Here is a 14,986-nt window from a genome sequence, read left to right as displayed (position 1 = left end):
TGTTCTACTCGTTGCCGTGACCACCAGCCAAAGCAGCCCGGTGCAGATCGATCCCCATGAACCGCCTCTTTCCGCGCCGCTGAAGCTTGCCTTCGACTACACCCGTTCGGTCGGCCCCCTGCTGACGGAGTTCTTCACCGCGCTGCGGGAGCGGCGCATCGTCGGGGTCCGCGGAACCGACGGTCGCGTGCACGTCCCGCCCGCCGAGTACGACCCCGTCTCCTGGGAGCAGTTGAGCGAGATCGTACCGGTGTCCAGCGTCGGGACCGTGGTGTCGTGGACGTGGCAGCCCGAACCGCTCCAGGGCCAGCCGCTGGAGCGCCCGTTCGCGTGGGCGCTGATCAAACTCGACGGCGCCGACACTCCGCTGCTGCATGCGGTGGCAGCCGACGGGCCGGACGCTTTGAGCACCGGGGCCCGCGTGCACGCCCATTGGGTCGACGAGCCACAGGGCGCCATCACCGACATCGCGTACTTCGTGCTCGGCGAGGAAGCCGAAGACGTTCCGCCGGCGCCGGAGGGACTGGACCCGGTCAGCATGCTGGTGGTCCCGAGCAGCATCGAGATCCAGCACACCGCATCGAAGCCGGAGAGCACGTTCCTGCGGGCTCTGCAACAGGGCAAGCTCGTCGGCGCCCGCAGCGGCGCCGACGGCAAGGTGTATTTCCCTGCGCGCGAGGCGGATCCGGCCACGGGTAAGCCACTCGACCAGTTCATCGAGTTGTCCGACAAGGGCACGGTCACCACGTTCGCGATCATCAACATCCCGTTCGCGGGGCAGCGCATCAAGCCGCCGTACGTGGCGGCCTACGTGCTGCTCGACGGCGCCGACATCCCGGTGCTGCACCTGGTGTCCGACATCGAGGCCGACAAGGTCCGCATGGGCATGCGGGTGCAGGCCGTATGGAAACCCGAGGACCAGTGGGGTCTGGGCATCGACAACATCGAGTACTTCCGGCCGACGGGCGAGCCCGACGCCGACTACGACACCTACAAGCATCACCTGTAAAGGGCGCTCACACACATGACCGATGTAGCAGTAGTCGGGTTCGCGCACGCACCGCACGTGCGCCGCACCGACGGCACCACCAACGGCGTCGAAATGCTGATGCCCTGTTTCGCCGAAATCTACGAAGACCTCGGCATCACCAAGGCCGACATCGGCTTCTGGTGCTCGGGGTCGTCGGATTACCTTGCCGGGCGAGCGTTCTCGTTCATCTCGGCGATCGACTCGATCGGCGCGGTGCCGCCGATCAACGAGTCGCATGTGGAGATGGACGCGGCCTGGGCGTTGTATGAGGCCTACATCAAGATCCTGACCGGCGAGGTCGAGACGGCACTCGTCTACGGCTTCGGCAAGTCCTCGGCGGGCACGCTGCGCCGGGTGCTGGCGCTGCAGACCGACCCGTACACCGTCGCACCGCTGTGGCCGGACTCGGTCAGCATGGCCGGATTGCAGGCGCGCTTCGGTCTGGATTCCGGCAAGTGGACCGCCGAGCAGATGGCGCGGGTCGCGCTCGACGCGCGGGCCGCCGCACCGCGGGTGGACCGGCTCGAGCCCGGCGACAGTGTCGAGGACCTGCTGGCACAGCCGTATTTCGCAGAACCGTTGCGCCGCCACGACATCGCGCCGATCACCGACGGCGCGTCGGCGATCGTGCTGGCGGCCGGCGACCGCGCCCGTGAGCTGCGCGAGAACCCGGCCTGGATCACCGGTTTCGAGCACCGGATCGAAACCCCGGTGCTCGGCGCCCGTGACCTGACGACGTCGCCGTCGACGGCCGCGTCGGCGCAGGCCGCGACCGGCGGGGACACCGCCTCGATCGAGATCGCCGAACTCTACGCACCGTTCTCCCATCAGCAGCTCATCCTGACCGAGGCCATCGGCCTGCCGGAGAGCACGAAAATCAACCCGTCCGGTGGTGCGCTGGCCGCCAACCCGATGTTCTCGGCCGGCTTGGAGCGCATCGGCTTCGCCGCGCGCCACATTTTCGAGGGCAACGCTTCGCGCGTGCTGGCTCATGCCACGAGCGGCCCTGCGCTGCAACAGAATCTGGTCGCCGTGTTGGAGGGCAAATAGCCATGGCCAAGAAACTCGCTGCGGTGCTGGGCACCGGGCAGACGAAGTACGTCGCCAAGCGCAAGGACGTCTCGATGAACGGCCTGGTGCGCGAGGCCATCGACCGGGCATTGACCGACGCCGGTGTCACGCTCGCCGACATCGACGCGGTGGTGGTCGGCAAGGCGCCCGACTTCTTCGAAGGCGTCATGATGCCCGAGCTGTTCATGGCCGACGCCACCGGCGCCACCGGCAAGCCGCTGATCCGTGTGCACACCGCGGGTTCGGTGGGTGGGTCGACGGCGATCGTGGCGGCCAGCCTGGTGCAGTCCGGCAAGTACCGCCGGGTGCTGACGATGGCGTGGGAGAAGCAGTCCGAGTCGAATGCCATGTGGGCGTTGAGCATTCCGGTGCCGTTCACCAAGCCTGTCGGCGCGGGTGCGGGCGGCTATTTCGCGCCGCACGTGCGCGCGTACATCCGCCGCTCCGGTGCGCCGACGCACATCGGGGCGATGGTGGCGGTCAAAGACCGGCTCAACGGCGCGAAGAATCCGCTGGCGCATCTGCATCAGCCCGACATCACGCTGGAGAAGGTGATGTCCTCGCCGATGCTGTGGGACCCGATCCGTTACGACGAGACCTGCCCGTCGTCCGACGGTGCGGCGGCCATGGTGATCGGTGACGAGGCCAGCGCGGACGCTCGGGTCGCCGACGGTCATCCGGTGGCGTGGATCCACGCCACCGCGCTGCGTACCGAGCCGTTGGCCTACGCGGGCCGCGACCAGGTCAACCCGCAGGCCAGCCGCGATGCTGCGGCCGCGCTGTGGAAGGCCGCCGGCATCACCAGCCCGATCGACGAGATCGATGTCGGCGAGGTGTACGTGCCGTTCTCCTGGTATGAGCCGATGTGGCTGGAGAGCCTCGGATTCGCCGCCGAGGGTGACGGATGGAAACTCACCGAGGCCGGCGAGACCGCGATCGGGGGACGCATTCCGTTCAACCCGTCCGGTGGCGTGCTGTCGTCGAACCCGATCGGCGCATCGGGCATGATCCGGTTCGCCGAGTCGGCGATCCAGGTGATGGGCAAGGCCGGCGAGCATCAGGTGCCGAACGCGCGCAAGGCGCTCGGCCACGCGTACGGCGGTGGCGCGCAGTACTTCTCGATGTGGGTCGTCAGTTCCGACAAGCCGGCCTAGTTTCCCGCCGAACTTGCATTCCACGCGCGTCAAACGCCAACTTGACGCGCGTGGAATGCAATTTCGGCGGCAGGTGTGAGCGCTACGGCAGGCAGCCGCGCCACACGGTGTGCACCAACCGGGTGATCGCATCGTCGTCCAGCGGCGGCATGCCCAGCACCAACCGGTAATACGGCGCCGACACCAGCGCATCGACCGTCACCTCGACGTCGGTGCCGTCGGCGAGTTCGCCCCGCTCGACGGCCTCGTGCACGGTCTCGGCGACCGCCGCACGGCGCGGTCCGATCCACTGCTGCAGTACCGCGAGCTCGATGGCCGGGTCGGACGGGGACGCGGCGATCACGTTGCGCAACAACGGTCCGACCTCGGGGTCGGAGAGCAACGCGTTGAGCGCGACGACGTGGTGCACCACAGCCTCGACCGACGTGCTGCCCGACGGTCGGGTGATGGACTCACGCACGGCGTCGAGCAGACCCTCGAGCACGATCGCGGCCGCCGAAGGCCACCACTTGTAGATGGTCGTGCGGCTCACTTCGGCGCGCCGGGCGATCGCGTCGACGGTTGCGGCCGCGGGTCCGCCGGCCAATGCGAGTTCTGCGGCAGCCGTCAACACGGCGCTGCGCACCGCCTCGCTGCGCGGGCGACCGCGCCGGGCGCCGGTTCCGGCCACGGATATCACCTTAGGGCGGCGCCGCGCCTGACTCCCAGTGCGGCGACGGCCATGCACAGTGCCGCGGCCAGGGTCCCGAAGCCGAACATGGCCGGATAACTCACCGACCGGCCGACTACGGCCAGGACTGCCGGCACCGCGAAGCCCAGGTAGCTCAGGCTGTAGAACACGGCGGTCAGCCCGGCCAGGTCATCCGGGCCGGCGATGCGCTGGATCTCCTGCAGGCCGGCCAGCAACGCCAATCCGTAGCCCGCGCCCAGCACCGCGGCCGCGCCGAGCGCGGCCCACACGGTCAGCACGGATGCGGCCACCGCAGCGGCCGCCATGCCGACGATCAGCAGCCCCAGCGCGACGACGATCGCCCGGGAGCCGCCGGCGCCCAACCGTCGGCCGAGCTGCTGCACGGTGAAACCGACGCCGAGGGTCACCACGCACATCAGCGCCGAGAATGCGATCGGCGCGGCGGCCACCCGCTCGGCCATCAACGCCGGCAGGATCGCATAGGCCGATGCGGCCGCGCCGAACACCCACGGCGCCACCGGCACCACGACGAGGAGGAACCGGCGGCGCAACGCGCTGGGCACCGCGAAGCCGGGGCGGCCGGGGGCCGACGGCGTGCGGGTCTCGGGCGCGGTGGCCAGGAACGCAGCCGCGACGACCGCCATGGTGACGTTGACGACGTAGGGCATCACCGTCGGGGCCGGGCCCCACTCGGCGAGCGCTCCGGCCACACCTGCACCCAGACCGAACCCACTGGTCAAGCTCATTGCGGCGCGGCGCGCGCCGGCGTCTGGATCTCCCCAGGGCGGGCCGGACAGTTCTTTGAGCCAGCTGCCGCCGACGGCCATCGCCAGCCCGAGGGCCAGTCCGCTCAATACCCGGCCGATGCCGAGGACCGCCGCTGACTGCTCGCCCAGCGCCAGCACCGCTGAACCGGCAGCGGCCAGGACCGGTGCGGGCAGCATCAACGGCCGACGACCGAGGCGGTCCGACAGCGGTCCGCCGATCAGTAACGCAGGCACGATGCCGAGGACGTACGCGAACAGCAGCAGGTCGACGGTCAGGCCGGAGTAGCCGCCCTCGGTCCGATACATGACCAGCAGCGGCGTGAACTCGTTGCCTCCCCACGCGATCGCGAACATCGCGGCCGCGACAGCCAGCCAACGCCGCTGCTCGATGTCGGCGCTCGGTGGTGTGCGGACAGCCGCAGGAATACTGGACACTTTGTCCACTATATAGACCGGCGACAAATGGGTATCCACCGGCGAAGAGTGGCAAGCGCAACATTTCTGCGCAGGTGAACGGCGTTCGATTGCGCGGATGAGAGCAAAAACTGTAACGTGTTCTAGTTAGAAGCCGAGAAGCTGGGAGGCCCTAGGTGAGCACGGAAACTGCGGGGATTCGCGAGATCGACACCGGCACGCTGCCCGACCGGTACGCGCGGGGCTGGCACTGCCTGGGGCCGGTGAAGAACTTCACCGACGGCAAGCCGCACGGCATCGAGATCTTCGGCACCATGCTGGTGGTCTTCGCCGACTCCAAGGGCGAGCTCAACGTCCTCGACGGGTACTGCCGGCACATGGGCGGCAACCTCGCCCAGGGCACCATCAAGGGTGACGAGGTCGCGTGCCCGTTCCACGACTGGCGCTGGGGCGGTGACGGCAAGTGCAAGCTGGTCCCGTACGCCAAGCGCACCCCGCGTCTGGCCCGCACCCGGGCATGGCACACCGACGTCCGCGGCGGACTGCTGTTCGTCTGGCACGACCACGAGGGCAACCCGCCGCAGCCGGAGGTCCGAATCCCGGAGATCCCGCAGCACTCCAGCGGTGAGTGGACGGACTGGAAATGGAACTCGATGCTGATCGAGGGCAGCAACTGCCGCGAGATCATCGACAACGTCACCGACATGGCGCACTTCTTCTACATCCACTACGGACTGCCGACGTACTTCAAGAACGTCTTCGAAGGCCACATCGCCAGCCAGTACCTGCACAACGTCGGCCGCCCCGACGTCAACGACATGGGCACCGCCTACGGTGACGCCTCATTGGACTCCGAGGCCAGCTACTTCGGTCCGTCGTTCATGATCAACTGGCTGCACAACACCTACGGCGACTTCAAGGCCGAGTCGATCCTGATCAACTGCCACTACCCGGTCACCCAGGACTCGTTCGTGCTGCAGTGGGGCGTGATCGTCGAGAAGCCCAAGGGTCTGGACGACAAGACCTCGGAGAAGCTGGCCGATGCGTTCACCGACGGCGTCAGCAAGGGCTTCCTGCAGGACGTCGAGATCTGGAAGCACAAGACGCGCATCGACAATCCGCTGCTGGTCGAGGAAGACGGCGCCGTGTATCAGATGCGGCGTTGGTATCAGCAGTTCTACGTCGATGTCGCTGATGTCACCCCGGAGATGACGGACCGGTTCGAGATGGAGGTCGACACCACGGCCGCGGTCGAGAAGTGGAACGTCGAGGTCGAAGAGAACCTGAAGGCACGGCAGGCCGAGAAGCAGTCGACCTGAGGATTGCGCTGATGGACTCCCGCCCCGATGTCGACCAGGTCGCGAAGTCGATGCTGCTGCTGCACGGCGGCCACGACGACGAGCACGACCACCATGGTCCGGGTGGCCAGGGGCGCGGAACCTGGAGCAAGGCACCGGATTTCGCCTCGGACCCGGACAGGGCCGCCGCGGTGCGGGAGGCCTCGCTGCGTGACCGGGAACGGTATCTGACCGCCGGGCTGGTCAGCATCGATTGCCGCTACTGTCATGTCGCGGTGCAGGTCAAAAAGCTCGGGCCCACGCACACGTCGGTGCAGTGGACCAGCGATGCCACCGCGCGCTGCGCTCACTTCGAGGAGATCCGGCAGGCAGGCGGCGATCCCGCGCGGGAACGCGCCTGCCCCCGGATGACCGACAGCATCAAGCACGCCGTCGCCGAGGGCTGCCTCGAGGAGCACTCGAGTGCCCCGTCGCCGGGTGACGGGTGAGCCGCCGATGACTTTTCCCGGATAGTCCGGTCATACCCCGCAAGACTCGGACTGATCGGGGACGGAGGGCGGCCGGATGGGTGAGCTCATTCTGCAGATGATGGTGTCGGTGGACGGCAGGACGGAAGGTCCCGGCAAGAACCTGGACTGGATCGAGGTCGTCGACCCCGATCTGGACGACAGCCTCGCCGAACTGCTGGACAGTGTCGACGCCCAGATCTTCGGGAGGTCAACCTACGAACTACTTGGGCAGTACTGGCCGGACGCGGATCACCACCCCGTCACCCCCGGCGACAAGATGCTCGCCCCCAAGGTCAACGGCTTGTCCAAAATTGTTGTCTCCCACAGTGATCGCAATCTCACGTGGATGCCGGCCACGCGTATCGGCGACGACCTCCCCGGCGAAGTCAACGCCCTGAAGGCTCAATCAGGCCGACCGCTGGTCCTGTTCGGGGGCGCCACCACGGCACGCGAGTTCATGCGTCTCGATCTGGTCGACGAGTATCGGCTTCTCGTTTTTCCCGTGCTGCTGGGAGGCGGGCAGCATCTGTTCGCCGCGGACGATCGCCGCCGCGACTTGCAGTTGGTCGAGACCGTTCCGTTCCCGGCATCGGGCGTGGTGCTGCACCGCTATCGAAAGAACGACGTCACAGATTCTTGAACCGTTCCTGAACCTGCTCGGCGGTCAAGCCGTAGTCGGCCAGCGAGTAGGTGTGTTTCGGCGCTCGCGGACCCTGCTTGCTCTGCTCGTGGCTGGCCTGCATCGCCGCGTGCGCCGCCTCGGTCATCTCGATACCGAAGTGTCGGTAGATCCCGGCCACCGCGCCCACCGGGTCGGCGACGAACTCGAAGTAGTCCATGTCGAAGAACTGCGCCGGATTGTGTTGCGCGCGCACTGCATTGAACCGCTCCAGCCCACGCGACCACGTTTCCAGCGAGTCGGCGCCGATGACGTCGCCGACAAAGGTGTTCGACCAGCCCGCGGTGGTGTGCTGAGCCAGCGAGCACATCGACGCCATGATGGTCTCGGCCGGACGGTGGCACTGGATCACCAGTGCGTCGGGGTAGGTCGCGAACAGCGCATCGAGCGCGAACAGGTGGCTGGGGTTCTTGAGCACCCAGCGTTTGTCGGCGTCGTTGAGTCCGATCAGCTGCAGGTTGCGACGGTGCCGCCGATACGACGGCGTCCAGTCCTGGCGGGCCAGCCACTGTGAGTAGGTCGGCACATGCGCGAGGGTCTCGTAGGACACCGAGTGCAGCGACTGTCGCAACAGCTGCCAGCATTCCTCGACCTCATCGGCGGTCATGTAGTGCAGTCCGGTGTAGTCCGGATTCTCGTCGTGCGCCTTGGCGAACTGCGCGGCCAGCTGGGCGAAAACCGGGTTCTGGGCCCAGGTGTCGCGCGGCGGTCGGGGCTGCGGGAACTCCGCGAGCCACAGTTCCAGACCCTGGTGGCGGGGATCGGCGGCCAGCAAGCGGTGCAGTGCCGTGGTGCCGGTGCGCGGCAAGCCCGTCACGAAGATCGGCCGGCGGATCTCGACATCGGCGTACTGCGGGTGCTGCTTCCACGCCGCTTCGGACACCAGCCTGGCCACCAGCGCGTTGCGCAGGAAGAACCGCGACATCTTGCTGCCGATTTCGGTCAGGTCGGCATCGCGGGCGTAGGCGTCGAGCAGGACGCCGAGCGCCTCCCGGTAGTTGTCGTCATCGGTACCGAAATCGTCGAGACCGCAGGCCTTTACGGCAGAGGCGTGCAGATCGTCGACCGTCCCCACATTGGTGCGTGTCATCAGGCCTTGTACTCCCCGCAGTTGACGTCGAGTGCCTGACCGGTGACACCACTGGACAGATCGCTCGCCAGGAACAGGATGGCAGAAGCCACCTCGTCCTCGGTGGGCAGGCGTTTGAGGTCCGACGCGGCTGCGGTGGCCTTATAGATCTCATCGACGGTGGTGCCGTACTTGCCGGCCTGATGGGTGAAGTAGCTTTCCAGCGTGCCACCCCAGATGTAGCCGGGCAGCACGGAGTTGACCCGGATGCCCTGCTCCCCCAGCTCGGTGGCCAGCGACTGCGACATCGCCAGCAACGCCGACTTGGCCATCTTGTAGGCACCGTACTTGGCCTGCGAGTGGCGAATCACCATCGAGTTGATGTTCACCACCGATCCATTGGCCTGAGCCAGCGCCGGCGTGAAGCCCTGGATCAGACGCAGCGCGCCGAACACCGTCAGCTCGATCGCCTCGCGCATGTGCTCGAACGTCGTGTTGGCCAGCGGCTTCATTGACGGCACCCGAAATGCGTTGTTGATCAACACATCCACCCGGCCGAACTCTTCGGTGGCCTTGTCGACCAGGTTGGCGACCTGCGCGTCGTCGGTGATGTCGGTGCCGACCGACAGCGCGCGCCGTCCCAGGTTCTCGACCATCGCGGCCACCTCGGCGAGCCGCTCGACGGTGCGGGCGGCCAGCACGACGTCGGCACCGGCCTCGGCGCACCGCCGCGCGAGGGTGGTGCCCAGAGCCGGCCCCACCCCGCTGATCACCACGACCTTGCCCGCGAGCAACGGCAGAGTGTTCACCGTCGGTGCCATGTCAGCCCACCATCCTGTGTCCGATTTGCTTCTGCCGCAGCGCGATCCGCTCGCGCCAGGCGTCTGCGGTGATCCGATTGTCGTCGTGGTACGGCAGGGCCTCGGCGACGCGGTCGACGTCGAGCACCTGTACCGTCGGCCCGTCAGCCTCGGTCATCTCCCGGGACACACGCTGCCAACGGAACTGCAGATACCCCCTGCGGTGCCCGAGCGTTTCGACCCAGTTTGTGACGCCGGGGTTGGCGTCGGAGACGACGATGCGGATCATGCCGTCGGGATCGGCCTGCGCCTGGGTGCCGTTGAGCGACGTCTGGTGGTTGATGTAGTCCAGCGAGATGTACCAGAGGCTGCCGAGCTGGAATCCCATGTAGGGCGCGTCGGAGACCGGCACGGTGATCACCATGGCCTGCTCCGGCCCGAGATCGAAGTGGCCGACTGACGAGTACTGGGTGGCCAACCCACCGGGCGTCAGCCGGGGCGCCACCATCGTGTTGACCGGCAGCGTGTTGTAGAACCACTGCGGGAACTGCAGCCAGGTTTTGACCCGCTGCACCAGTTGCTTTCCCGCGACGGCGTAACGCTTCTCGATGAGTTCCCGCGTCAGCGGCGGCGGTGCGGTGCCGGCGGTGTCGGTGCGAGCGATCGCGAAGGTGCCGCGCTGGGCCGACCAGTCGTTGTAGACCTCGCGGATGACCAGCTGCGACGGCGTTTCCGGGGTGAACCGCCACTCGAAGGTGCCGTCGGCGGCGATCTCGAGTTTGCGGTCGTCGAACGCGGTTTCGCTGTCGGGGACCACCTCGTCGGTGTATTCGCCCCCGATCAGCTGGAAGCTGACGTCGGTGGTGGTGCCGCGCCGTCCGGTGACGACGTACTCGTGGCCGGGCAGCACCCGGGTGCCGAAGTAGAGGGTGTCGGGATTGTCCAGTCCCATCTTGGTGAACGGGCCGGTGCCGCTGTGCAGGAACGGGTGGTCGCGGTCGTAGTCGAATGCGACGTGGGTGCAGGCGGCGACGCAGCCGGCGAGGTACTGCAGGCCTTCGAGCAGGTCGGCCTCAGATTCGATGAACGGGGCGGCAGCGACGAGCTTCTCGGCTTCGGCGACGGCGTCGGCCAGCGGCTGGGTGAACACAGTGGAGAAACTAGAACCCGTTCTACCAAGAGTCAATATATCGACCGCTGCGTTCCAAATATGAAACGGCCCCGGTAGCCTGTCCGCCATGTCGCAGCCGATGCCGGAACGGGCGTCACCGCCCACCGATCGGGTGGTACGCATCCTCGACTTCCTCGCCGCACGGCCGCAGGAACGGTTCGGCGTCTCCGAGTTGGCCCGCCGCGTGGAGCTGAGCAAGCCGACGTGCCTGGGCATCGTCACCGCCCTGACCGACGCCGGCTACCTGGTCCGCGATCCCGCCGACAAGACCTACCGGCTGGGGCCCGCCCTGATTCGGATCGGCCAGCGCGCCCAGCAGTCGATGCGCGTGAGCCCCGCCGCACACGAGGAACTGCGCCTGCTGTCGACGCGGTTCGGTGCCACCGCGGCGCTGTCCGCGGTCGTGGACGACCGGATCACGCTGCTGGACCTGGCTGCTCCCGCGGGGGCGCGGCCCGGCGTCGAAATCGGTCAGAGCTATCCGTTCGCCCCGCCGGTGGGCCTGATGTTCGTGCTGTGGGACGACGAAGCCGAACGCGCGTGGCTGCGAAAGCCGCCGACCATCGCGCTGCGCACCGACACCGAGCGCTTGCAGCGCGTGATCGCCACATGTCGCGCGGACGGCTATCTGGTGGAGCGGCAGACTCCCGGCGGCCGGCGTCTCTATTCGCTGATCGCCGGGATGCCGACCGACCTGCCCGACGAGCTGCGTGCACTGCTCGGTGAATTGGTCTCCGACATCGGCGAACGCGTGTACCTGCGCGACGAGAACGGTTCCGAAGGGCGACGCCGCACGGCCCGTTTCGACATCAGCGTGATCTCCGCGCCGGTGTTCGACCACGAACGACGACACGTGATGGTCGCGTCGATGCAGATCGGAAAGCCGTTGACCGACACCGAGATATCCTTGCGGGCGCGCGCGGTGGTGGCGACCGCCGACGCGGTCACCGAACAGCTCGGTGGCATCAAACCTGTGTGGTGACAGGTCGGGTCGCGCTCAACTGGTGCTGGCCACCACGAACGGGAGCACCTCGGGAGCCCCGCCGGCCCGGACCACCCGTGCGGCCATCGTCATGGTCCAACCGGTGTCGGCCATGTCGTCGACCAACAACACCGGGCCGTCGCAGTCGATGCGCGGCTGTTCCCACGCGCCGTGCAACGCGGCGACGCGGTAGGCCGAGTTCGCGGCGGTGACCGGGCGGTGGGTCGGTGCGTACCGCAGGATTCCGAGGTTTTCCAGCCGCCCGATCTGCGCGAGTTGGGCCACCAGCGACGAGATCAGCTGCGGGCGGGTGCGCGACTCCAGTCCCATGACGGCGACCGGTCGGCGCTGCCAGTCCCAGGCCTTGAGCACGGCGATCGCGGCACGGACGATCTCGTCGGGCACCTCCTGGTCGGGCTCGTCGAGAAGGCGCCGCAGCCGCGCCCCCCAGCCGAGGTCGGTGAGTCGACCGATGGCGCGGCCCGTGCCGGCCCCGTCGCCGATGCGGCCGGAGAGCTCCAGCCCGAGCGTGCCCAGGCCCGAGGGCCACTGCTTCCGCGGCGCGACCGTCACCCCGGGGCGGCTCAGGCGGTCGGCGGTGGCGTCCAGCGTCGCGTCGTCGACCGTCGCCGAATAGTGGTTGCCCGTGCAGTTGTCGCAGCGCCCGCACCGTTCGTCGGGTGCGAGCTCGGGGTCGTCGAGTTGGCGGCGCAGGAACACCATGCGGCACCCGTCGGTGCTCTGGTAGTCGAGCATGGCCTGCTGCTCGCGTCGGCGGGCGTCGTCGAGGGCGCGGTAGCGCGCCTCGTCGTAGGTCCACGGTTGGCCGGTCGACACCCAGCCGCCTTTGACGCGCCGCACTGCTCCGTCGACGTCGAGCACCTTGAGGACCATTTCCAGGCGCGACCTGTTCAGGTCGACCTGGGTCTCCAAGGCCGGCGTGGACTGCGGACGCTCGCCGTCGAGCGCGGCAAGAACGTTGCGCACCAAGGGTTCTGGCGGAAACGCCACCGAGGCGAAGTACCGCCAGACGTCCTGGTCCTCCCTGCCCGGCAGCAGGATCACCTCGGCGCTGTCGGTGGCGCGGCCGGCACGACCGACCTGCTGGTAGTACGCGATCGGCGACGACGGCGCGCCGAGGTGCACGACGAAGCCCAGATCCGGTTTGTCGAAACCCATTCCGAGCGCCGACGTGGCGACCAGCGCTTTGACCTGGTTGTCGAGCAGGTCGGCCTCCAACTGTTCCCGCTCGGCGGTGTCGGTGGAGCCGGTGTAGGCCGCGACCGCATGCCCGCGTTCGGCGAGCAACCCTGCCACATCGTGGGCCTGGGCCACGGTCAGCGTGTAGATGATGCCGGAGCCGGGCAGCGTATTCAGGGCAGCGGCGATCCATGCGGCTCGCTGGGCCGGACCGCCGGCGTGGACCACCGACAGCCGCAGCGATTCGCGGTCCAGCCCGCCGCGAAGCACCAGCGTGTCGCCCCCGCCGACGTCGAGCTGAGCCGCCACGTCGCGGACCACTCGGTCGTTGGCGGTGGCCGTGGTGGCCAGCACCGGGATCCCGGCACCCAGCTCGGCGACCAGCGTCCGGATGCGGCGGTAGTCGGGCCGGAAGTCGTGGCCCCAGTCCGACACGCAGTGAGCTTCGTCGACGACGACCAGCCCCGCGTCGGCGGCCAACGAGGGCAGCACGTTGTCCCGGAAGTCGGGATTGTTGAGCCGCTCCGGGCTGACCAGCAGCACATCGACGTGACCGTCGGCCACCTGCTGCCGAATCGCATCCCATTCGGTCACGTTGCCGGAGTTGATGGTTGCCGCGTGCACGCCGGCGCGACGGGCGGCACCGACCTGGTTGCGCATCAGCGCCAGCAGCGGGGACACGATCACGGTGGGCCCGAACCCGCCGGCGCGCAGGAGTTTCGCGGCGATGAAGTACACCGCCGACTTGCCCCAGCCGGTCCGTTGCACGACCAGGGCGCGGCGCCGCTGCACGACCAGGGCCTCGATGGCCGTCCACTGATCGTCACGCAGTCGTGCGTCCGGTCCGGCCAGTTGTTCGAGGAGCACCTGCGCCTCGGTCCTCGTTGCCATCAGGCCATCGTGCCGGTCGGGTCCGACACGGGCCTACCGGCCCCGCTCTCGCGCACCCAGGTAGACCGGCAGGTAGCGGTAGAGCGCGATCGAACCGAGCAGCCCCAGACACCCCACGCTCACCGTCACCCCTGCCAGCGTGCCGACCGCGGCTCCCGCCGAGATCATCACCGGCGCCAGCGCTCCCCCGGCGTCGGCGAACATCCGCCACGCCCCGAGGAATTCCGACGTCCTGGCCGGTGGCGCCAGGTCCGAACCGAGGATCATCATGATGCCGCCGCCGAAGGCGTTGGCCAGACCCAGCAGCATCGTGACGATGTAGAACGACGTCAGATCGTGCGCGGCGATCAGGGCGATGTGCCCCAACGACAGGGCGGTGACCACCGGAACGGCCACCCACGCCCGGCCGAAGCGGTCGGCGATCTGGCCCCCGGTGTAGAACAGCAACAGTTCGAGCAGACCCGACAGGCCTACTGCGAGCACGATGTGCGAGGGCTCGATTCCCACCTCGATTCCCCACAGCGGGATAATGATCTGGCGGCTCATCCGAAGCATCATCAACGCACCGATCGCGGTACCGAGACGGAGGAACACACCGCGGTGTGCCCGCAACACGCCTGCCGAATCACCGTGTGCCGCCGGGGCCGGGGCATCACCGTCCGGTTCGGGGTCGGCGACGACGGCCAGGAAGGCGATCACCGCGACGCACGCGGCGACCTGTACCCAGTACGCCGAGAGGACCCCGAAACGGTCGATGAGCGCAACCGTCAGGAACGGTCCGACGGTGATGCCCAGCCGGGACATGCCGGCCAACGCGCCCAGTGCACGCCCGCGGTGGGACCGCGGCACCAGGTGGGTGAGCAGCGCGTGTCGGGCCAGCTCGAACGTCGCGGACGACACACCCTGCAGGAAGCACGCCACCCCCAGCACGACGAGGTTGCCCGTCACGAGGACCACGATGCCGGCCGTCACCGTCAGCACCGCCGCCAGGATCATCGACGCCCGCTCACCGAGGCGCGCGACCAGCGCGCCCGCCGGAATGTCGGCCAGCAGTGTTCCTACCGTCGGCAGACCGGCGATCAGTCCGGCGACGGCGAGGTTGGCGCCCATCTCGTGCGCGGCGACCGCGACGATCGGGGTGATCGCACCGACGCCGATGGAGTAGATACCGGCCGGCACGTACACCGGAATGGCCAGCCGCCCCAGAGGACGCACCTGCTTGCCGTCATCGACCGCCATCGGTGTCGGTCCGTCCCTTCG

General features: G+C 68.1%; 14 protein-coding genes. 7 read left to right on the top strand and 7 right to left on the bottom strand.

Annotated elements, in window-relative coordinates; all coding sequences use genetic code 11:
- The first annotated feature begins 16 nt into the window (after positions 1–16).
- Genes ACQI46_RS10165 through ACQI46_RS10155 form a run of 3 tightly spaced genes read left to right on the top strand, consistent with a single transcriptional unit; the run spans position 17 to position 3,255 of the window.
- Positions 17–1,009, top strand: a complete 993-nt coding sequence (locus tag ACQI46_RS10165; RefSeq protein WP_427093855.1) for a Zn-ribbon domain-containing OB-fold protein — start codon at positions 17–19, stop codon at positions 1,007–1,009.
- Between the two features lie 15 nt (positions 1,010–1,024).
- On the top strand, positions 1,025–2,080 hold the full coding sequence (locus ACQI46_RS10160) for a thiolase domain-containing protein (RefSeq protein ID WP_427093854.1): 1,056 nt from the start codon (positions 1,025–1,027) through the stop codon (positions 2,078–2,080).
- A 2-nt stretch (positions 2,081–2,082) separates the two neighbouring features.
- Complete coding sequence (locus ACQI46_RS10155) at positions 2,083–3,255, top strand: thiolase domain-containing protein (protein ID WP_427093853.1); 1,173 nt, start codon at positions 2,083–2,085, stop codon at positions 3,253–3,255.
- An 82-nt stretch (positions 3,256–3,337) separates the two neighbouring features.
- Here ACQI46_RS10155 and ACQI46_RS10150 read toward each other — a convergent pair whose 3' ends face one another.
- Entirely contained in the window at positions 3,338–3,925 is a 588-nt protein-coding gene (locus ACQI46_RS10150; protein WP_427093852.1) for a TetR/AcrR family transcriptional regulator C-terminal ligand-binding domain-containing protein, read from the bottom strand.
- A gap of 5 nt (positions 3,926–3,930) precedes the next feature.
- On the bottom strand, positions 3,931–5,067 hold the full coding sequence (locus ACQI46_RS10145; RefSeq protein WP_427093931.1) for an MFS transporter: 1,137 nt from the start codon (positions 5,065–5,067) through the stop codon (positions 3,931–3,933).
- Positions 5,068–5,303: 236 nt separating this feature from the next.
- On the opposite strand from ACQI46_RS10145, the gene ACQI46_RS10140 reads away from it, so the two are divergent.
- The 3 genes from ACQI46_RS10140 (at position 5,304) to ACQI46_RS10130 (ending at position 7,574) form a co-directional block, all read left to right on the top strand.
- On the top strand, positions 5,304–6,446 hold the full coding sequence (locus tag ACQI46_RS10140) for a Rieske 2Fe-2S domain-containing protein (protein ID WP_427093851.1): 1,143 nt from the start codon (positions 5,304–5,306) through the stop codon (positions 6,444–6,446).
- 11 nt (positions 6,447–6,457) lie between these two features.
- Positions 6,458–6,913, top strand: a complete 456-nt coding sequence (locus tag ACQI46_RS10135; protein ID WP_427093850.1) for a hypothetical protein — start codon at positions 6,458–6,460, stop codon at positions 6,911–6,913.
- A gap of 76 nt (positions 6,914–6,989) precedes the next feature.
- Positions 6,990–7,574: a dihydrofolate reductase family protein gene (locus ACQI46_RS10130; RefSeq protein WP_427093849.1), complete on the top strand. Its 585-nt coding sequence runs from the start codon at positions 6,990–6,992 to the stop codon at positions 7,572–7,574.
- Here the strand turns inward: ACQI46_RS10130 and ACQI46_RS10125 are convergent.
- Genes ACQI46_RS10125 through ACQI46_RS10115 form a run of 3 tightly spaced genes read right to left on the bottom strand, consistent with a single transcriptional unit; the run spans position 7,561 to position 10,632 of the window.
- Positions 7,561–8,703 (bottom strand): sulfotransferase family protein, encoded by a 1,143-nt coding sequence (locus ACQI46_RS10125; protein WP_427093848.1) that lies wholly within the window; start codon positions 8,701–8,703, stop codon positions 7,561–7,563. The two genes, ACQI46_RS10130 and ACQI46_RS10125, sit on opposite strands and share 14 nt — an antisense overlap.
- Entirely contained in the window at positions 8,703–9,503 is an 801-nt protein-coding gene (locus tag ACQI46_RS10120) for an SDR family oxidoreductase (RefSeq protein ID WP_427093847.1), read from the bottom strand. The genes ACQI46_RS10125 and ACQI46_RS10120 overlap by 1 nt, the downstream gene beginning before the upstream one ends.
- Before the next feature lies 1 nt (position 9,504).
- A complete protein-coding gene (locus ACQI46_RS10115; RefSeq protein WP_427093846.1) occupies positions 9,505–10,632 on the bottom strand; it encodes a hypothetical protein in 1,128 nt (375 codons plus the stop codon).
- A gap of 88 nt (positions 10,633–10,720) precedes the next feature.
- Between ACQI46_RS10115 and ACQI46_RS10110 the strand changes: the two genes are divergently transcribed.
- Positions 10,721–11,635: an IclR family transcriptional regulator gene (locus tag ACQI46_RS10110; RefSeq protein WP_427093845.1), complete on the top strand. Its 915-nt coding sequence runs from the start codon at positions 10,721–10,723 to the stop codon at positions 11,633–11,635.
- A gap of 15 nt (positions 11,636–11,650) precedes the next feature.
- On the opposite strand, the gene ACQI46_RS10105 is transcribed toward ACQI46_RS10110, so the two are convergent.
- Together ACQI46_RS10105 and ACQI46_RS10100 are read right to left on the bottom strand one after the other, a co-directional pair.
- Entirely contained in the window at positions 11,651–13,726 is a 2,076-nt protein-coding gene (locus ACQI46_RS10105; protein WP_427093844.1) for a RecQ family ATP-dependent DNA helicase, read from the bottom strand.
- Positions 13,727–13,759: 33 nt separating this feature from the next.
- Entirely contained in the window at positions 13,760–14,965 is a 1,206-nt protein-coding gene (locus ACQI46_RS10100; protein WP_427093843.1) for an MFS transporter, read from the bottom strand.
- Positions 14,966–14,986: the final 21 nt, after the last annotated feature.

Origin of the sequence: Mycobacterium sp. SMC-4, assembly GCF_050205565.1 — a bacterium.
Taxonomy (GTDB): Bacteria; Actinomycetota; Actinomycetes; order Mycobacteriales; family Mycobacteriaceae; genus Mycobacterium.
Note: the sequence above shows the minus strand (reverse complement) of the source record. Positions and strands in the feature narration are given on the sequence as shown.